The organism is Nocardia goodfellowii (assembly GCF_017875645.1).
Lineage (GTDB): Bacteria > Actinomycetota > Actinomycetes > Mycobacteriales > Mycobacteriaceae > Nocardia > Nocardia goodfellowii.
The window spans coordinates 4,078,639-4,096,227 of sequence record NZ_JAGGMR010000001.1 but is presented as its reverse complement, the minus strand read 5'-3'; the positions used below and the strand labels follow the sequence as shown (position 1 = coordinate 4,096,227).

Annotated in this window: 20 protein-coding genes; 5 read left to right on the top strand and 15 right to left on the bottom strand. The window is 68.0% G+C overall.

The genetic code is table 11. From position 1 onward, the window contains the following. Window positions 1-3: 3 nt before the first annotated feature. A complete protein-coding gene (locus BJ987_RS18775; RefSeq protein WP_209891645.1) occupies window positions 4-450 on the bottom strand; it encodes an ATP-binding protein in 447 nt (148 codons plus the stop codon). A 174-nt stretch (window positions 451-624) separates the two neighbouring features. Here BJ987_RS18775 and BJ987_RS18770 point away from each other — a divergent pair, with 174 nt between their 5' ends. Then, window positions 625-990, top strand: a complete 366-nt coding sequence (locus BJ987_RS18770) for an STAS domain-containing protein (RefSeq protein WP_209891643.1) — start codon at window positions 625-627, stop codon at window positions 988-990. 1 nt (window position 991) lies between these two features. On the opposite strand, the gene BJ987_RS18765 is transcribed toward BJ987_RS18770, so the two are convergent. From BJ987_RS18765 to BJ987_RS18745, 5 genes are all read right to left on the bottom strand, one after another. After that, on the bottom strand, window positions 992-1,432 hold the full coding sequence (locus BJ987_RS18765) for a response regulator (protein ID WP_209891640.1): 441 nt from the start codon (window positions 1,430-1,432) through the stop codon (window positions 992-994). Continuing rightward, the gene (locus BJ987_RS18760; protein ID WP_209891635.1) at window positions 1,429-3,033 is read right to left on the bottom strand and encodes a sensor histidine kinase; all 1,605 of its coding nucleotides are present in this window, start codon (window positions 3,031-3,033) and stop codon (window positions 1,429-1,431) included. The genes BJ987_RS18765 and BJ987_RS18760 overlap by 4 nt, the downstream gene beginning before the upstream one ends. Beyond that, window positions 3,030-4,256, bottom strand: a complete 1,227-nt coding sequence (locus BJ987_RS18755) for a PP2C family protein-serine/threonine phosphatase (RefSeq protein WP_209891632.1) — start codon at window positions 4,254-4,256, stop codon at window positions 3,030-3,032. The genes BJ987_RS18760 and BJ987_RS18755 overlap by 4 nt, the downstream gene beginning before the upstream one ends. A gap of 164 nt (window positions 4,257-4,420) precedes the next feature. Continuing rightward, window positions 4,421-5,686, bottom strand: coding sequence for an SPFH domain-containing protein (locus BJ987_RS18750; RefSeq protein WP_209891630.1), 1,266 nt, complete (start codon window positions 5,684-5,686; stop codon window positions 4,421-4,423). 1 nt (window position 5,687) lies between these two features. Beyond that, on the bottom strand, window positions 5,688-6,119 hold the full coding sequence (locus tag BJ987_RS18745) for an NfeD family protein (protein WP_209891627.1): 432 nt from the start codon (window positions 6,117-6,119) through the stop codon (window positions 5,688-5,690). Between the two features lie 173 nt (window positions 6,120-6,292). Between BJ987_RS18745 and BJ987_RS18740 the strand changes: the two genes are divergently transcribed. Beyond that, window positions 6,293-7,120 (top strand): DUF3097 domain-containing protein, encoded by an 828-nt coding sequence (locus BJ987_RS18740; RefSeq protein ID WP_209891625.1) that lies wholly within the window; start codon window positions 6,293-6,295, stop codon window positions 7,118-7,120. 38 nt (window positions 7,121-7,158) lie between these two features. Next, window positions 7,159-7,977 (top strand): Rv1486c family protein, encoded by an 819-nt coding sequence (locus tag BJ987_RS18735; RefSeq protein WP_209891622.1) that lies wholly within the window; start codon window positions 7,159-7,161, stop codon window positions 7,975-7,977. A 48-nt stretch (window positions 7,978-8,025) separates the two neighbouring features. Here the strand turns inward: BJ987_RS18735 and BJ987_RS18730 are convergent, their stop codons facing one another. From BJ987_RS18730 to BJ987_RS18695, 8 genes are all read right to left on the bottom strand, one after another. Next, window positions 8,026-8,562 carry a hypothetical protein gene (locus BJ987_RS18730; RefSeq protein ID WP_209891619.1) on the bottom strand — a complete coding sequence of 179 codons (537 nt, stop codon included), beginning with the start codon at window positions 8,560-8,562 and terminating at the stop codon, window positions 8,026-8,028. Between the two features lie 114 nt (window positions 8,563-8,676). Then, window positions 8,677-9,726 (bottom strand): ferrochelatase, encoded by a 1,050-nt coding sequence (locus BJ987_RS18725; RefSeq protein WP_209891616.1) that lies wholly within the window; start codon window positions 9,724-9,726, stop codon window positions 8,677-8,679. Window positions 9,727-9,736: 10 nt separating this feature from the next. Beyond that, window positions 9,737-10,576, bottom strand: coding sequence for an NADH-dependent enoyl-ACP reductase InhA (gene inhA / locus BJ987_RS18720; protein ID WP_194813858.1), 840 nt, complete (start codon window positions 10,574-10,576; stop codon window positions 9,737-9,739). A 61-nt stretch (window positions 10,577-10,637) separates the two neighbouring features. After that, window positions 10,638-11,390: a 3-oxoacyl-ACP reductase FabG1 gene (gene fabG1 / locus BJ987_RS18715; RefSeq protein ID WP_209891613.1), complete on the bottom strand. Its 753-nt coding sequence runs from the start codon at window positions 11,388-11,390 to the stop codon at window positions 10,638-10,640. 100 nt (window positions 11,391-11,490) lie between these two features. Next, complete coding sequence (locus BJ987_RS18710; RefSeq protein ID WP_209891610.1) at window positions 11,491-12,492, bottom strand: VWA domain-containing protein; 1,002 nt, start codon at window positions 12,490-12,492, stop codon at window positions 11,491-11,493. Beyond that, on the bottom strand, window positions 12,489-13,439 hold the full coding sequence (locus BJ987_RS18705) for a DUF58 domain-containing protein (protein ID WP_209891607.1): 951 nt from the start codon (window positions 13,437-13,439) through the stop codon (window positions 12,489-12,491). The genes BJ987_RS18710 and BJ987_RS18705 overlap by 4 nt, the downstream gene beginning before the upstream one ends. 17 nt (window positions 13,440-13,456) lie before the next feature. Beyond that, window positions 13,457-14,680, bottom strand: a complete 1,224-nt coding sequence (locus tag BJ987_RS18700; RefSeq protein WP_372446877.1) for an AAA family ATPase — start codon at window positions 14,678-14,680, stop codon at window positions 13,457-13,459. An 80-nt stretch (window positions 14,681-14,760) separates the two neighbouring features. Next, the gene (locus BJ987_RS18695; RefSeq protein ID WP_209891605.1) at window positions 14,761-15,387 is read right to left on the bottom strand and encodes a TetR/AcrR family transcriptional regulator; all 627 of its coding nucleotides are present in this window, start codon (window positions 15,385-15,387) and stop codon (window positions 14,761-14,763) included. A 93-nt stretch (window positions 15,388-15,480) separates the two neighbouring features. On the opposite strand from BJ987_RS18695, the gene BJ987_RS18690 reads away from it, so the two are divergent. Next, window positions 15,481-15,873 (top strand): nuclear transport factor 2 family protein, encoded by a 393-nt coding sequence (locus BJ987_RS18690; protein ID WP_209891603.1) that lies wholly within the window; start codon window positions 15,481-15,483, stop codon window positions 15,871-15,873. Window positions 15,874-15,910: 37 nt separating this feature from the next. On the opposite strand, the gene BJ987_RS18685 is transcribed toward BJ987_RS18690, so the two are convergent. Then, the gene (locus BJ987_RS18685; protein ID WP_245366030.1) at window positions 15,911-16,501 is read right to left on the bottom strand and encodes a TetR/AcrR family transcriptional regulator; all 591 of its coding nucleotides are present in this window, start codon (window positions 16,499-16,501) and stop codon (window positions 15,911-15,913) included. A gap of 86 nt (window positions 16,502-16,587) precedes the next feature. Here BJ987_RS18685 and BJ987_RS18680 point away from each other — a divergent pair, with 86 nt between their 5' ends. Next, entirely contained in the window at window positions 16,588-17,583 is a 996-nt protein-coding gene (locus tag BJ987_RS18680; protein ID WP_307869666.1) for a saccharopine dehydrogenase family protein, read from the top strand. Window positions 17,584-17,589 lie beyond the last annotated feature (6 nt).

The window sequence follows — 17,589 nt, the reverse complement described above, 5'->3', positions numbered from 1 at the left end:
GTCTCAGTGCGAAACCAGACCGCGGTTGTCGGCGGTGCGCCGCGCCGTTGTCGATAGCTTGGTGTGCATATCGACAACGGTGCCGTCACGCGTGGGCTGCACGTTGACCTGATCCATCAACGCCCGCATCATGTTCAGGCCCCGGCCCCGATAGTTGTCGTGCTGGGGGGTCGGCGGCTTCCAGTGGCCATTGTCACGCACGGTGACCCGCAGATAGTCCGCGTCGGCGCAGACGCGCAGACGCACCGAGCCGTCCTGACGGTCACGGCAGCCGTGTTCGATGGCATTGGCACAGGCCTCGTCGGTGGCGGCCAGGATGTTGTAGGCCTGGTCGGAATCGACAGCGCGGTCTGCCAGCCATTCTCGAAGCGCACGGCGGGCCTCGGCCAGCCGGGTCGGCTCGGCGGGGAAAATCAGGTCCAAAGGCGCTGGTCGGTGGATATTCGTCATGGTTCACCTCCCTGCTCGAGGGAGGCATACCCGATTCCGCGGCAGCCATACCTCGCATGGTGATCATGGACCGAACGCTCGAGGGAAGGCGCTGGAGCACTGTGACTGTTGACGATTAGGGTAGGCGCGATGGGGTAAGTTCACCGCGGAGTTACGCGTCACAGGAGGTGGACAGTGAGTGCTGAAAGTGGCCCGGGGTCGCTGGAGATCGGATCGCGGACCGAGGCGGCCACGGTGATCGTGGCGGTGCGCGGTGAGATCGATATGGCGTCCGCGCCGCAGCTGGAGGCCGGGCTGAACGAAGTGTTGCGTAAGTCCCCGACGACGGTTGTCGTCGACATGTCGGATGTCGGGTTCCTCGGTTCCGCGGGCTTGAGCGTGTTGCTCGGCGCGTCCCGGTCGTACCCGAGCACCGATTTGCGGATCGTCGCGACCGACGCGGCGCGGCGGCCGATGGAGCTGACCGGGCTGGACCAGATGCTGGCGGTCTTCGATTCGCTCGCTGAGGCGCTGGCGGTGGGCGAGCCCACCGCCAGCTAGGTCACCGTGGCGGAAGCCGGACGACCTGGACGAAGAAGTCGTCGATCTGCTTGATGGCGGCGACGAACTGGTCCAGGTCGACCGGCTTCGTCACGTAGGCGTTCGCATGCAAACGGTAGCTGCGCAGGATGTCCTCCTCCGCGGCCGATGTGGTGAGCACCACCACCGGAATATGGCTCAGATCAGGATCGGACTTGATCTTCTCGAGCACCTGCCGCCCGTCGTACCTGGGCAGGTTCAGATCCAGCAGGATGAGGTCCGGCTGCGGCGCGTCGGCGAACTCACCCTGCCGATAAAGGAAATCCAGCGCCTCCTGCCCGTCGTGTGCGACGTGCAGGGTGTTGCCGATCTTGTTGTCCTCGAAGGCTTCCCGGGTCATCAGCTCGTCGCCGGGATCATCCTCGACCAGCAAGATGTCGATGGGGCGGCCGGGCAGACTCATGCGGGTACTCCTTGGTCGATGACAGCTGGTTCCTCGATGACAGCCGGGTTCAGCGTGAAGCAGAACCGCGTGCCTTCGGTGTATCCGGTGTCGATTCGGATCGTGCCGCCGTGGAACTCGACGATCTTCTTACACAGTGCCAGACCGATACCGGTGCCGCTGTACTCGTCCCGGCTGTGCAGCCGCTGGAAGATCACGAACACCTTGTCGGCGAACTCCGGTGCGATGCCGATGCCGTTGTCGGTGACGGTGAACTCCCAGCCCCCGGACTCGGCCGGGCCGGCCGCGCATTCGATGCGAATCACCGGCGCCTGCTCGGGCCGGCGGAATTTGATGGCGTTGCCGATCAGGTTCTGCCACAGCATGGTGAGCAGCGTGGGATCGCCGGCGATCTCGGGCAGTTCCTCCGGCCGCTCGATGCGCGCGTCCGTGTCCTCGATCACCGTGGCCAGGTTGCTCAGCGCCTTGTCCAAGGTCTGGCCGAGGTCGGTGGGCACATTGCTGTCGTTCACCCGGCCGACGCGGGAGAAGGTGAGCAGATCGTTGATCAGCACCTGCATGCGCTTCGCACCGTCGACGGCGTAGTCGATGTACTGCTTGCCGCGGTCGTCGAGCTGATCGCCGTAGCGTTTCTCCAGCAGCTGGCAGAAGGACGCCACCTTGCGTAGCGGCTCCTGCAGGTCGTGTGAGGCGACATAGGCGAACTGCTCCAGCTCGGCGTTGGACCGGCGCAGTTCGACGGTCTGCGCGTCCAGATCCGTGGCCTGCTGCGCCAGGACGGCTTCCTGGCCGCGCGAGGCGGCCAGCTCCGCGACGATCCGCCGGCGCATCGCCTCGACCGACCGCGCGACGGTCGCCAGGTCGGCGGGGCCGCGGACGGTGATGTGATGGTCGAATTCACCGGCGGAGACCCGGGCGGAGGCGTCTTCCAGATACTTCAGCGGGCGCGCGACCAGGCGGCGCACCAGGATCAGCATCACCACACCGAGCAGAACGAACCCCCCGACGATGCCGCCCAGCACGGTGTCGCGGACCCGGCGGGTATCCGCGAGCTCGGCGCGATCCTGCTCGATCGCGGCATCGAGATCGGCGTTCTGGATGACGAACCGGGTGCGCAGCGCATCGAAGATCTCCTTGCCGCGCACCACATTCGGCGCGAAGAACGGACCGACGGCCGCGGTGCCGACCACGGGTTCCGCGTAGTCGTCGCGCCAGCTCTGCGCGGTGCTCTGCACCGCGTCCAGGTCCGCCAGCAACTTGTCCCGGCCCGCGAGCAGTTCACGCAGCCGCGCTATCGCGGCCGCCTCGGTGATCTTGCCCTCGGTATAGGGGGTCAGCAACGCGCGGTCGCCGGCGATGGCGAAGCCGCGCAGGCCGGTTTCCTGATCCAGGAGCGCGCTCTGCAGACGGTAGGTCTCGGCGGCGGCGGGCAGAGATTTGTTCAGCAGCCGATCGCTGGCGCGGTTGGTGTCCTTGATCACCTGCGCACCGAGGATGGTGCCGACCGCGGCCAACAGGATCATCGACGCCAGCACCACCTGGAACCAGCCTTCCACGGTCAGCCGGCCGGCGCCGCGGGGTCGTTCGAGGGACGGTGTCATCGGTTCTCGGAACTCCTTGTTGTCCAGTGCAGATACATGACGGCGAGGTCGTCGTCCCAGCCGCCGGTGGCCAGTTCGACGCGGTCGATGAGCTCATCGACGAAGTCCTCCGGCGCCCGGTCGGCGAGCGGGCGCGCGAGCTCGAGCAGTCCCTCTTCGCCCAGCCGCTCGGAGCCGGGCCCGATGCGGCCCTCGAACAAGCCGTCGGTGAACAGCACCAAGCCGTTGCCGACGGGCAGCGGCAGGTCGTGTGTGGTCCAAACCGCCTGTCCCGGAAGGAATCCGAGCGCCGGGCCACCCGGCACCTCGAGCCAGTCCACGCCGTCGGCGGAACAGACGAGCAAACCGGGATGCCCGGCCCGGATGATCCGCACCCGCTGCTGATCCGGATACAACACCAGGGTCGTCGCGGTGACGAAGGTCTGTTCCCCGGTCCGTTCGGCCAGCAGCATCTGCTCCAGCAGTTCCAGCTGGCGGGTGCCGCTGATGCCGCTGAGCACGAGGGTGCGCCACGCCAGGCGCAGGGCCACCCCGGTGGCGGCCTCGTCGGGACCATGCCCGGAAACGTCGCCGATCACCGCGTGCACGGTGCCGTCGGACATCTGCACCACGTCGTAGAAGTCCCCGCCGAGCAGTGACTGGGCGCGGCCGGGCCGGTACCGGGCGACCACGTCGACTCGGCGCGGGCCGTGCAGCAACGGGGTCGGCAGCAGACCGCGTTCCAGGCGCGCGTTCTCCCGCGCCCGCATCTGACTGACCCGCAGCTCGGCGGTCGCCCGCTCCGCCTGCTTACGCTGAATCGCATAGCGCACCGCGCGGCCGAACAATTCGGGTTCCACCCGGCCCTTGACCAGGTAGTCCTGCGCCCCGGCGGCGACCGCGGCCAAGCCCGTCTGCTCCTGATCCAGGCCGGTGAGCACCACCACCGCGACCTCATCGGCGCAGGCCCGCACTCGGGCCAGCCCTTCCAGACCCTGTGCGTCGGGCAGATGTAGATCGAGCAGCACGCAGTCGGGGGAACTCTCGGTGAGGCGCTGAGCGGCCTCGGCCAGCGAACGCGCCCATTCCAGCCGCAATCCGGGGCCGACGTCGGCGACCAGTTCCTCCACCAGGAGCGCGTCGGCCGGATCGTCTTCGACCAGTAGCAGCGTCGCCTCTCGGTCCCATCCGACGCCGACCGGCCGGTCGAGGTCTCCGCGCTCCGCGCGCCGCTCGTCGAGCATCGGCCAACGGCCCCTTTCCTCATGCGAATGGTTCAGATCGAGGCCTGAGCCGAGGGGCGTTATACCCAACGTCGTGCCGAATATGCGTGGGCTACTTCACATCCGTCACGAACCTCTGATTCGCATTGTCTCGCACTGCGATCCGGCGGGTCGGACCGGTCTGTCTACTGCCGGTGGTTTTCCGGTGCCTGCCACGGGTGTCCATGGCCCGGACGCTCCCCCGCCGCGGACTTCTCGGCCGGGGGCTTGTTCGTCAATTCCGGCTGGTCTTCCTGCTGCGGCAGCACCTGCTGATGCGGCGAGGCCTGCGCGGCGAGCTCGGGCGGAACGCCGTAGCCCTCGACGGGGGCGCGCGCGGTGGCTTCCGCGGCGCGCACGGCCTTCTCGATGGCCGGGTCGGGCGCGGTATCGAACCAGTCGGCGACCTCGGCATCGTCCTCGACCCTGGTCTCCGAACCGTCCGATTCCGGTGGCTCGTAACGGAATACGCCGTCTTCGCCCTGGGTGCCGAAGCTCTTGGCGAACCCCTCCAGCGCCTTGCCGAAATCGCTGGGCACCAACCACACTTTGTTGGCGTCGCCGCGCGCCACCATCGGCAGCGTCTGCAGGTATTGGTAGGCCAGCAATTCCGGGGTCGGCTTGCCGGATTTGATTGCGGCGAAGACCTTTTCGATGGCCTTGGCCTGACCCTGAGCTTGGAGATAGGCGGCCGCGCGTTCACCCTGGGCGCGCAGGATCCGGCTCTGCCGCTCGCCCTCGGCCGCCAGGATCGAGGACTGCTTGGCGCCTTCGGCGGACAGGATCTGTGCCTGCTTCGCACCCTCGGCGGTTTTGATCGAGGATTCGCGCTGGCCCTCGGCGGTGAGGATCATCGCGCGCTTCTCCCGGTCCGCCTTCATCTGCTTTTCCATCGACTCCTGGATCGAGGCCGGCGGATCGATGCTCTTGAGCTCCACTCGCGCCACCCGCAGACCCCAGCGCCCGGTGGCTTCGTCCAGCACGCCGCGCAGCTGGCCGTTGATCTGATCGCGCGAGGTCAGCGTCTGCTCGAGGGTCATCCCGCCGACCACATTGCGCAGCGTGGTCACCGTGAGCTGCTCGACCGCGGCGATGTAGTTGCTGATCTCGTAGACCGCCGCCTGCGGGCTGGTGACCTGGAAATACACCACCGTGTCGATGTGCAGCGTCAGGTTGTCCTCGGTGATCACCGGTTGCGGGGGGAACGACACCACCCGCTCGCGCAGGTCGACCTTGGCGCGGATGCGATCGGCGAAGGGCACCAGGAAGGTCAGCTGACCGGAAACGGTGCGCTGATACCGGCCGAGCCGCTCGATCACGGCCGCCTCGGCCTGCGGCACCAGCGCGACCGATTTGAACACGATCACCGCGAACAGAAAGACCAGGACGGCGGCAACGATGAGCAAAGCCATTTCAGGGCCCCTTCCACACGACGGCGGTGGCGCCGTCGATCTTCCAGACACACACGGTGCTACCCGGCTCATAGACGTCGGCCGGATCCATCGGCCGTGCCGTCCAGGTGTCCCCGCCCAACTTGATCAGGCCCGCGTGCGCGCCGACCTGCTCCAGCACCAAGGCCTCCCGGCCCAGCAGCGCGTCGACATTCGTCGACACCGGCGGCGGCGCTCCGAATCGGCGCCGCAGCACCGGACGCAATCCCAGCAGCAGCAACAACGAGAGCGCCCCGAAAATCACGGCATCGGCGACGACCGGGGTGTCGACGGCGGCGCTGACCCCGGCTGTGCCTAGCGCGGCGAGGCCCAGCATCACCAGCACCAGATCACCGGTGAGCATCTCGGCGGCCACGAGCAGAATCCCCGCGACCAGCCAAACGATTGCCGCCACACCCCCACTGTAGTGCGCCGCCATCGATCTCGGGAGCCCGCGAGATTGCAAGACAATATCGCGCGGCGACGAGGACCAATCCCCAAGCGTCCGTGTGGAATCGGCGCATCACGCGCACGACATGGCAGGACGGCCGCGCCGCAGGCAAGGGCGACGGTGCTAACTTCAGCGGGGTGAGCGGACGCGACATCTACGGCGGCGACATCTTCTCCGGACACTCCCGCGCCAAGAAACGCGCGGTACCGGCCGTGCCGGCCGAACCCGATCTGGTCGTAGAAGACGCGGCGACCGGATTCTGCGGGGCGGTAGTCGGATTCGACCGCAGCTACGACGGTGAGTTCGTGAAACTGGAGGACGCGCGCGGCGCGGTCCGGCTGTTCGCGCTGCGCGAAGCCGCCTTCCTCATCGACGGGAAGCCGGTGACACTGATCAAGCCCGCCGCCGTCGCGCCGAAGCAGCCCACCCGCTCCGCGTCCGGGTCCACCCGGGTGGAGGGGTTGCGCGCGCGAGTGGCGCGCGGCAGCCGGATCTGGGTCGAGGGCGTGCACGACGCCGCGCTCGTGGAACGGGTCTGGGGGCACGACCTGCGAGTAGAAGGCGTTGTCGTGGAACATCTCGAGGGTTTGGACAACCTCGCGCAACGGCTCACCGAATTCCAACCCGGCCCCGGTCAGCGGGTGGGCGTGCTCGTCGACCATCTGGTCACCGGCTCCAAGGAGACCCAGCTGACGACCGGTCTCGGCCCCTACGTCATGGTCACCGGTCATCCGTTCATCGACGTCTGGCAGGCGGTGCGGCCTTCGGCCGTCGGTATCGAGGCCTGGCCCTCGGTGCCGCGCGGCGAGGATTGGAAGACCGGTATCTGCCGCCGCCTCGGCTGGGGCACTCCGCAGGAGGGCTGGCGGCGGGTCTACAACGCCGTGGATTCGTTCCGCGACCTGGAGGCGCCCTTGATCGGCGCGGTGGAACGGCTGATCGACTTCGTCACCGAGCCCGAGTAACCAGGGCTGCTCGCGCGGACCCTTTATGCTCGATAATTATGTGCTCTCCAAGTGCCACCCTGACGGTGTGGGCCGGCTCCTGGCTGGCCGGTTCCAGCGCGCCCGACGACGTCCTGGAGGCATTACACGCCTGGGCCCCGCGCCACACCATCGCCGCGGGCGACCCGGTCACCGGCGGCCGCACCGATCTGCCGTGGTCGGCGCACGGCAACACCACCGGCAGCGGAGTCATGGCTCTGTTGAAAGTGATTCGCGAAGCCATGGCCGAGCCGGGCTCGCAGCTGCGGCTCGTGTTGCCGGTCCCGGGTGACGTGCGCGGCCTGCCGGTCGGCACCGAATTCGCCGCCGATGCCATCGAGGCCGAGCAGGGCCTGCTGATCGGTGTGCCCGGCGGCGAAGGCACGGGCTTGATCCCCTACCTGGAAGACGACAGCTCGCTGCAGTGGACCGTCTACACGGTCCCGATCCCCCCGGCCCCGATCGACGAGATGTCGCTCGGTGAGGCCGAGTACACGATGCGCGAAGCGGTCCGGGACGCCGCCGACGCTCTGATGAAACTGCACACCACCTCGGTGGGCGGCGATTCCGACGCCGACCCCCGCGAACTCATCGAGGCCGAGCTCGCGGCCTACTCCCGCCACGACTACCCCGAGTCGATTCCGTTACGCGCCAGGAGAATCCTGGACACCGCCGATCACGTGGCCGCGATTCTCACGGTGGCCCAACGGGAACCGGCGTCCTCTCCCACCTCCGCGACCGCGATCAACGCCCAGGAAGATCTGCTGCGGCCGCTCTGGAACGCCCTGCGCGCGGCCCGCCTGGTCGCTGTGCACGCGGCCGCTCGTGGGGGCCGCTGATCGCTCGCGGCCCCACGAAGCGGCGTCACCCGTCGCGACGCAGGAGGCTCAGCGCGGGGGATACTTCTGCTGGAACTGCCCCGGCGGCGGGTATTGCTGTGGCGCGTAGCCGCCTTGCTGCGGATAGCCCTGCTGCGGGTAGCCCTGCGGGGGATAACCCTGCTGCGGGTACTGCGGCTGCTGACCATAGGGCTGCGGCGGGTAGCCCTGCGGAGGTTGTTGCCCGTACTGCGGCGGCGGCTGCTGGCCGTACTGCTGCGGCGGAAACTGTTGCTGCGGCGCCTGATACGGCTGCTGACCATACTGTTGCTGCGGCGGCTGGAACGGGGGCGGCGACGGACGGTTGGCCTGCTGCCGCAGGATGAACCGAATCAGGAAGAAGAGCCCGACCGCCACGATGATCGCCAGGATCACCCACAGGATCCAGCTGTTGTCGTCGCAATCCTCGTATTCGGGGTTGCAGGAGCTGCCGTTGCTGCTGCTGCCGCCACCACCGCGGCGCGCCTCGAAGGTCTCGGTGACCGAGGTCAACTGCAGTGTCCGCACGGCCAGCACATTGGCATTGGCCAGGACATCACCGAACAACGATGGGCCTCCCCCGTCGAAAAGATTTGTGGCCCATAGGCCGAGGAACGCACCGATGCTAACGCACGCCGCGGACAGGACGCGCGGTACCCGGACAAACCTCCCGGCACACCGCTAACGGCGCGCCGGTCGGGCGACAGCGCAGCAGCCGACAGCGCAGGGCGTGCCGTCGACCGTGCAGCCGTAGCCGGGTACCTCGCCGAGGCGTCGAATCTCGGTGCCGCTCAGGTGTTCCCGGATCAACTCGACCACCATGCGCGCGAAGCGCGGGTCGGTGCCGGGGGTCGCGGCGCGAGCGAAGGCCATCGCCAGCTCCTCGGCCTTGTCCTTCGCCTCGTTGTCGAGATCCCAGATCACCTCGAGGTGATCGGAAACAAAGCCCACCGGGCAGACCACCACCGCGTCGATGCCCTTGCCGGACAACTCCGCCAGGTGGTCGACGATGTCGGGTTCCAGCCAGGGCACCTGCGGCGGCCCGGACCGCGACTGCCAGACCAGGTCGTAATCGCCGAATCCGGTTGCGGCGGCACACAATCGAGCCGCTTCGGCCACCTGACGGCTGTAGAGGTGGCCACCGTCGGCGGGTGGGCCCGCGGCGACGTCGGCGGCGACCGGGATGGAATGGGCGGTGAACACCAACCGGACCCGATCGCGCCGATCGGCCGGAATCTGCCGCACCGCGGCGCGAATGGCGTCGGCGAACGCGTCGATGAACAGCGGATGATCGAAATACTGCCGCAACTTCACCATGTCGGGCGCGCCGTCGCCGACCGCCGCCCGCGCGCGGGCGATGTCCTCCTGATACTGCAGGCAGCCGGAGTACCCGCCCCACGCGGAAGTCGGGAACACCAGCGCGGACCCGACACCGTCCGCGGTCATCCGCGCGACGGTGTCCTCCACCATCGGATGCCAGTTCCGATTGCCGAAGTACACGGGCAGATCGATGCCGGCGGCGGCCAATTCGCGCTCGACCGCGGCGATGATGCCGAGGTTGAGCGCGTTGATCGGCGAGACCCCGCCGAAGTGCAAGTAGTGCTGCGCGACCTCTTCGAGGCGCTCGCGCGGCACCCCCCGCCCTCGGGTGACGTTCTCCAGGAACGGCATAACGTCCTCGGGGCGTTCCGGGCCGCCGAAGGACAGCAGCAGCAGTGCGTCGGCGGCCACGGCTGCTCTCCTAGTTCGCGCCGAAACCGTCGGTCGGCAGCCAGGTGTTGTGCGAGGCGCCGCCGTCGACGTAGATGATCGAGCCGGTGGTGGCGGGCAGCCAGTCCGACAGCACCGCGCAGATGGACTTGCCCACCGCGCGCGGGTCGTCGACATCCCAGCCGATCGGCGACGCGCCGTCCCAGTAGGTGTTCAGCATGTCGAGCTGCTTGGCGTCATCGGTGGCGGTGCCGGCGATGGCCTTCGCGGCGAGCGTCTTGATCGGGCCCGCGGCGATCAGGTTGGAGCGAATCTTCTTGGCTTCGCCCACCTCTCGCGCCACGTACCGGTTCACCGACTCGAGCGCGGCCTTGGCCACACCCATCCAGTTGTAGTACGGCATGGCGGTGCGCGGATCGAAGTCCATGCCCACGATGGAACCGCGCTCGTTCATCACGGGCAGCACGGCGCGCGCCAGCGAGGCGTAGGACCAGGCGGAGATCTCGAACGACCGCGCCGCGTCCGGGCCCGGTGCGTCCAGGAACGACACCGCGTCCGGGCCCATCAGGGTCTTGGGCGCGAAGGCGATCGAGTGCAGCACGCCGTCGATGCCCTCGGGCGCCAGCTCCCGCAGCTTGCCCGCCAGCTCCGCCAGGTTCTCCTCGCTGGTGACATCCAGCGGAATCGCCGGCGGCACCTCCTGCGGCAACCGCTTGGCGATTCGGTCGATCAGCCGCAGCCGCTCCGGGATACCGGTGATGATCACCTTCGCGCCCTGCTCCTGCGCGACCGCGGCCGCGTGGAAGGCGATGGAGGAATCGGTGATGATGCCGGTGATGAGGACGGTCTTGCCGGCGAGCAGTCCACTCATGGGTTGGTCGGTTCTCCTCGTTGGAAGTTCTTGCGGGACGGTGCGATCGGGTGAAACGAGCTCAGTGGCCCATGCCCATGCCGCCGTCGACGGGGATGATCGCGCCGGAGATGTAGGAGGCGTCGTCGGAAGCGAGGAAGCTGATCGCGGCCGCGACGTCCTCGGCCTGGCCGATGCGGCCCGCGGGGATGAAGTCGAGCGCGGTCTTGCGCATCTCCTCGGTCATGTCTTCGCGCGTCATGTCGGTGTCGATCAGGCCCGGCGCCACCACATTCGCGGTGATATTGCGCTTGCCGACCTCACGGGTGATCGCGCGCGCCATGCCGACGAGACCGGCCTTGGCCGCCGCGTAGTTGACCTGACCCGGCGCACCGATCTGGCCGACCACCGAGCCCAGGAAGATGACCCGGCCCCAGCGGCCCTTCAACATATTGCGGTTGGCGCGCTGGGCAACTCGCCACGCGCCGGTGAGGTTGGCGTCGATGACCTTGGTGAAGGACTCCTCGGTCATCCGCATGAACAGCGTGTTGTCCACGATCCCCGCGTTGGCCACCACGACCTCGACCGGCCCCTGGTGCGCCTCGACCTCTTTGAACGCCTGATCGACCGCCGCGGCATCCGTCACATCGCATTTCACGCCGAAGAGGCCTTCCGGCGCCCCCGACCCACGATGCGTGACGGCCACCTTGTGACCATCGGCGAGCAGACGCTGCGCGACCGCGAGACCGATGCCGCGGTTACCGCCGGTCACCAGGACCGACCGGGATGTGCTGTTCGACGTCAGGAGCGGAGCCTGCGGATCGACATTCGACATGGGCTTCAACCTATCTGTTCGAGTTCGCGCGTCACCGCCCGGGCACCCCAGAGTTTCGGGGCTTGTGTTGTGTTCGCCCACAATGCGGAGCGCGCCGTGATTACGGAAGACGCTGGCGCAGCAGCAGACCGGTGATCACACCGGCGGAAGTGATCAGCAGGCCGAACAACAGCCACGGACGACTGGCATCGCCACGGGTCAGCTCGAAGCCGATCTGTTCCTCCAAGGTGTCGTACACCCTGGTCAAGTCCTGGAGTGAGGACGCCGTGTAGAACTCGCCGCCGCTGAGTTTCGCGACCTCCCGCATCGCCTCGTTGTCGACCGGGACCTTCACCTCGTCTTGGCCGCCGCCCTCCCGCGGAATCTCCACCGCACCCCAGTCGGTACCGAAGGAGATGGTCGAGATCGGGATGTTCTTGGCTTTGGCCAGGCGGGCGGCGACGAACTCGTGCCGCGGATTGTCGACATCCTCGAACGACGGCACGGTCTGCTTACCGTCGGACATCAGCACGATGCGAGCCGGCGGCGGCTCGGACCCACCGCCCAGGACGGTGCCGAGCGTCTCGATCGCCTGGATCGCGGTCAGAATGCCCTCACCGGTCGCGGTGCGCTCGGCCAATCGCACGTTGTCGATGGCTACCTTGACCGCTTCATGATCGACAGTCGGCGACACCATCACCGAGGCGGTACCCGCGAAGGTGATGAAACCGATGTTGAGTCCCTGCGGCAGGCCGTCGACGAACTCCTTGCCCGCCTTCTGCGCCACCTGCAACCGGCTCGGCTGCACGTCGGTGGCCTGCATGGACAGCGACACGTCCATCACCAGCATGACCGTCGCGCGGTTACGCGCCACCTTCTTGACCGCGGTCGGCCCGGCGGCGGCGATGGTGAGCAGCACCAACCCGACCAGCATCAACGCGATCGGCACATGCCTGGCCGGCGAGGGCCGTGCGGGCGCGACCTTCTCCAGCAACTCCATATTGGAGAAGGTCAGCATGCGCTTGTGCCGGCTGCGCTGCACCAGCACATAGCCGAGCAGGATGAGCGCGATCACGGCGAGGAAACCGAGCCAGATCAGCGCGGTGAAATGCGAAATACTCACTGACGCGGGGCCCGTCCGCTCGGGGCGCCGAAGCTGTGGCGCCGGGTGGACACGAACCGGACCACGTCGGCGATCCAGTCCCGGTCGGTCTGCAAGGTGAGCACCGGTGCGCCGCAGGACCGCAGCGCCTGCTCGACCTGCTGCCGGTGCCGCTGGGCGGCGGCCGCGAAATCGGCGCGCAGCGTGGGCGTCACGCTGAACTCGCGGGTGCGTCCGGTCTCCGGATCGTGCAGCACCACATCACCCACATCGGGCAGGGACAGATCGCGCGGATCCAGCACCTCGACGGCGAGCAGGTCGTGCCGGGCGGAGATGGCGCGCAGCGAACGCTGCCAATTGATATCGCCCAGGAAGTCGGAGATCACCACGGCCAGACCGCGTTTGCGCTGCGGACGGCGCAGCGACTCGATTCCGCCGAGCAGGTCGCCGCGCACACCGTCGCGGGCGTGCGGGGTGGTGGCGATACCGCGCAGCAGCGACTGCGCGTGCACCCGGCCGCTGCGCGCGGGAATGCGCACCAGCTGTTCCCCGGTGGCCACGACCGCGCCGATCCGATTGCCGCCGCCGCTGGTGAGATGGGTGATGGCCGCCGCCGCGGCGATCGCGAGGTCGCGCTTCTGGCAGTTCGCGGTGCCGAAGTCCAGGCTGGCCGACAGGTCGACCACCATCCAGGTTTCCAGTTCACGATCGGCGATCATCTGCCGCACGTGCGGATGGGTGGTTCGGGCGGTGACCGACCAATCCATCTGCCGCACATCGTCACCCGGCTGATAGGTGCGCGCCTCCCCCGGTTCCGAACCCGGGCCGGGGATGAGCCCGAGATGGTCGCCGTGCAGCACGCCGTCGAGGCGGCGGCGCACGGTGAGCTCCAGGGTTTTCAGCGCCGCCGTCAGCTTCGGGTCGGTCAGCTCGCCCGCGCGAAACGAGGGTGGTGCATGCGATGCCATCGTTGCTCGTGCTGCCGTCACTTGGGCTGGTTGTTGCCGGACGCCTGCGACATCGCCGGCGCACCCTGCGGAGGCTGCGGGATCTTCTGCGGCGCGGCGGCACTATTGCCCGCGGGCACGGCCGGAGCCTGGGCGGGCGCGGCGTTCGGAGCCACGGCGTGCGGCGCGACCTGCGGCAGGCCGACGGTCTGCAGCACGCGCTTGATCACGTCGTCCGGGCTGACCTCGTCGGCGAGCGCATCGTAGGACAGCACCAGACGGTGGCGCAGCACGTCCGGGATGACCTCGACGACATCCTGGGGCACCACGTAGTCGCGACCACGGATCAGGGCGACCGCGCGGGCGGCGGCGATGATGCCCAGGCTGGCGCGCGGCGAGGCGCCGTAGGAGATCCAGCTCGCCACATCCGGCATGCCGAACTCGGCCGGTGTACGGGTCGCGGCGATCACGCGGACGACGTAATCGACCAGCGCGTGATGGACGAAAGTATTGGCCGCGACCTTCTGCAGCCGAATCAATTCCTCGGGTTCGAGAATCGCCTTGGCCTCCGGCGGGGTGACACCCATCCGGTAGATGATCTCGCGCTCTTCTTCCACCGACGGGTAATCGACGACGACCTTGAACAGGAATCGGTCACGCTGCGCCTCGGGCAGCGCGTACACGCCTTCGCTCTCGATCGGGTTCTGAGTAGCCATCACCAGGAACGGATTCGGCATCGGGTAGGTCTTGCCGCCGATGGTCACATGCCGCTCGGCCATTACCTCGAGCAAGGCCGACTGCACCTTGGCGGGCGCGCGGTTGATTTCGTCGGCGAGCACGAAGTTCGCGACGACCGGACCGAGTTCGGTGTCGAACTCTTCGCGGCCCTGCCTGTAGATGCGGGTACCGACGAGGTCGGTGGGCACGAGGTCGGGCGTGAACTGCACCCGCGAGAACGAGCCGCCCACGACCTTCGCGAAGGTTTCCACCGCAAGGGTTTTGGCGATGCCGGGCACACCCTCGAGCAGCACGTGGCCGCGCGCGAGCACGCCGACGAGCAGCCGCTCGACCAGGCGGTCCTGGCCCACGATCACTCGTTTGACCTCGTAGATCGCCTTCTCCAGGGTCTGGACGTCACGTTCCAGGGCGCCCGACGGGGACTCCGGTGCGTCTTTCGCCATGGCCGTCCCGCTCACGCCGGACTTGCCCACCCCGTCGGCTCCGCCGCCTGCCGTCCCCGATCCCGTCGAAGTCACCAACATCCCCGCTTTCGCTTTGGTCCTGTGCGTGCTGACCCAACTATTCCATTGAATGTCGCTACTCGCCGCAACCGGCTCCGCTATCACGGGAATTCGTAATGTTTCCCCTCGAGCGCCAGGCCGGAGACGAGCTGCTCGACGACGCCGCGAACAGTCACTGTGTCGGCGGCGATATCTTCGGAATGGGCGAGAATTTGGGCGCACTCGTGCAGTGCCCCCACGATGACCAGCGCCAGGGGGCGGACGGGCTGCCGGCGCACTTGGTTCGCGGCGATGGCGGCGGCCAGCGCGTCTTCCACCAAGCCGACGGTGTACCGGACCTGAGTTTCGCGCCACAGACGCCAGCCCAGCACCGCGGGCCCGTCCAGCAAGGCGATGCGCTGCACGTCCGGCGCGGTGGAGGCTTGCAGGCAGGCCAGGCATCCCACGATCAGACCGGCGAGCGGGTCGGGGGCCTGCGCCCGGTCGACAGCGTCGCTGATCGTGCCGACCAGGCTGCGTTCCAAGTCTTCGAAGACCGCCTCGAAAAGATCTCGCTTGTCGGAGAACTGGTGGTAGAGCGCGCCGCGGCTGACGCCCGCGGCCGCCGCCACGGCGACCGTGCTCACCGCGCCATACCCGTACCGGCCGAACAGTTCTCGCGCCGCGCGGATCACCGCGGCGCGGGTCGAGGCCGAGCGTTCGGCTTGGGTGCGGCGATCAGCGTTCATGGCGAAGTCGAAGTCTATTGCACCTCTTGACCGGCGCTCCGGCGATGCTGGAACATACAGTCAGCCTGTTTGTATCTTGAGAAAGTTTCCCCTATGTCTGAAGCAACCCGAGACCTCTTCGAGCGCTATCACGCCTGCTGGGCCGACCGCGACCCCGACCGCATCGCCGCGATGCACTCGGAGGACTCGATCTTCCACCTGCATTCCGGAGGCAAGCCCGCCCGCGGGCGCGCGGAGATCCGCGCGTCCGCCACCGACACCTTCAGCCTGGTGCCCGACCTGACTTTCCACCTGGTGAACTTGCGCGTCGGTGCGGATTTCTGGACCGTCCAGTGGAAGCTGTCGGGCACTTCGGCCGTCGGCAACGCGGTCGATGTGGATCTGATGGATCTGGTGCTGGTCGGAGAGGGGCAGGTCCTGGAAAAACACACCTACGTCGACGGCGTCGCGATGCAGGCAGCGCTGACCCCGCTCGCCGACGCATAGTCCAGCACCCGGCGGATGGCGGCGGCCACGACCGCCGCTATCCGCCGGTCCGGACGACGAGGCAGCCCGCGATCAGATCGGTCAGCGCGGCGGCCGCTTCGGCTATGGTCGTCCGCCCCGAATTCAATTCGGCGGCAATCACTTCCGCCGCACCGAGCACGCCGACGCAGCGCAGTCGTAGCGCAGCGAGGGCCAGGGACGTATATGGCCGCAGTGCCGCGGCCATCAGTTCGGTGTAGTGCTCGAGCATTTCCCGCTGGCGAGCCTCCATCTCGCGATTCCCCTTCAGCGCGGCGGAGATCGCGGTGAATTCCGGCATGTCGACGGCGCAGGCGAAGTAGGCGTCACTCAGCACCCGAGCGATCGCGTCCGCGTTGGGCGCCGCGCTCCGCAACGCCCGCGCCGTCTCGGCGCGATGCCGCTCCTCGAGCCGTTGATAGAGCGCCAGTAGCAGGCCGGGGCGGGTTCCGAAGTGGTCGTACACGATCGGCCGGCTGACACCCGCGGCCTCGGCGAGGGTGAGCAGCGTCAGATCGTCCGCGCTACGGCCGCGCACGATCGCCATGGCGGTGTCGAGCAGTTGCTCCCGCCTGGCCTGCTTGGACAAGCGCTGCGGTGATGTGGGCATCTCTTCCTCTCTTGCGGTCCGAGCCCAGTCTAAGCTACAAAGTGTAGGTTACATTCTGTAGCTTAATCCCACCGGAAGGACACACCGTGGAGAAATCAGTGCTGATGATGGGCGGATCGGGCCAAGCAGGCTCGGACACCGCCGCGATCCTGCGCCGGTGGTATCCGGAATTGCCGCTGACCATCGCGGGCCGGAACCTCGAACGCGCGCAACGGGTCGCCGACCAACTCGGAGTCGCGGACGCGGTCACCATCGACTTGGCCCGCGACGACCTCGGCCTACCGGCCGACCGCGACCACTCGGCGGTGATAGCGACACTGTGGGACAGCCACCGCAACGGCCTCGTCTACGCCCAGAACCGCGGGTTGCCCTACCTCAGCATCTCCAGCGGCATGGTCGACATCGGACCGGAGATCGTGGCGAGCGCGCAGCGGGCGAACGCGGCACCGGTCGTGGTGGCCAGCCACTACCTCGCGGGTCTCGCGGTCCTCGTAACCCTCGACGCGGCCCGCGCATTCGAGCGGGTCGATGCCGTCCGGATCAGCGCCGTACTCGACGAATCGGACGCGGGCGGCCCCGCGGGCCTGGCGGATCTGGAGCGCTGGGCAACCGTCACCTCGGCAGGATTGGTTCGCCGGGACGGCGTTTTCACCTGGATCGCCGAGGCCGAGGCGCAGACCCGCGTTGCCAGTATCGACGGCACCTCGCTGGCCGGGCAGAGCGTCGCCATCCTCGACGTACCGAGTCTCGCCTTCGCGACGGGCGCACCGAACGTCCGCTTCGACTTGGCCATCGGTGAATCCGCGAGCCGACGCCGCGGCGACGCGGCTGCCACCGAACTGCGGATCGACCTGGCGGGCACCGGCCCGGCAGGCACCGCGCTCGCCACCAGCCACTACCTGATGCACCCCGCCGGACAGCGTCCGCTGACCGCGCTCGCGCTGGCCCTGAACGTGGAACGCCTGCTCGGCCTGCGTGGCGAAGCCGTGCCCCCGGGCATTCACACCCCGGAGTCCTTGCACGACCCGGCTTACGTCATCGAACGGATGGCGGAGATCGGGGCCGTCTACGAAGCGGTGTAGCGCTGG

Excerpts from the sequence above, each read along its gene's own strand:
- BJ987_RS18705 (WP_209891607.1), bottom strand. The coding sequence starts at position 13,439 with ATGGCATCGCATGCACCACCCTCGTTTCGCGCGGGCGAGCTGACCGAC.
- BJ987_RS18760 (WP_209891635.1), bottom strand. The coding sequence starts at position 3,033 with ATGACACCGTCCCTCGAACGACCCCGCGGCGCCGGCCGGCTGACCGTG.
- inhA (WP_194813858.1), bottom strand. The coding sequence starts at position 10,576 with ATGAGTGGACTGCTCGCCGGCAAGACCGTCCTCATCACCGGCATCATC.
- BJ987_RS18695 (WP_209891605.1), bottom strand. The coding sequence starts at position 15,387 with ATGAACGCTGATCGCCGCACCCAAGCCGAACGCTCGGCCTCGACCCGC.
- BJ987_RS18700 (WP_372446877.1), bottom strand. The coding sequence starts at position 14,680 with ATGTTGGTGACTTCGACGGGATCGGGGACGGCAGGCGGCGGAGCCGAC.
- BJ987_RS18735 (WP_209891622.1), top strand. The coding sequence starts at position 7,159 with ATGTGCTCTCCAAGTGCCACCCTGACGGTGTGGGCCGGCTCCTGGCTG.
- fabG1 (WP_209891613.1), bottom strand. The coding sequence starts at position 11,390 with ATGTCGAATGTCGATCCGCAGGCTCCGCTCCTGACGTCGAACAGCACA.
- BJ987_RS18750 (WP_209891630.1), bottom strand. The coding sequence starts at position 5,686 with ATGGCTTTGCTCATCGTTGCCGCCGTCCTGGTCTTTCTGTTCGCGGTG.
- BJ987_RS18775 (WP_209891645.1), bottom strand. The coding sequence starts at position 450 with ATGACGAATATCCACCGACCAGCGCCTTTGGACCTGATTTTCCCCGCC.
- BJ987_RS18685 (WP_245366030.1), bottom strand. The coding sequence starts at position 16,501 with ATGCCCACATCACCGCAGCGCTTGTCCAAGCAGGCCAGGCGGGAGCAA.
- BJ987_RS18690 (WP_209891603.1), top strand. The coding sequence starts at position 15,481 with ATGTCTGAAGCAACCCGAGACCTCTTCGAGCGCTATCACGCCTGCTGG.
- BJ987_RS18765 (WP_209891640.1), bottom strand. The coding sequence starts at position 1,432 with ATGAGTCTGCCCGGCCGCCCCATCGACATCTTGCTGGTCGAGGATGAT.
- BJ987_RS18755 (WP_209891632.1), bottom strand. The coding sequence starts at position 4,256 with ATGCTCGACGAGCGGCGCGCGGAGCGCGGAGACCTCGACCGGCCGGTC.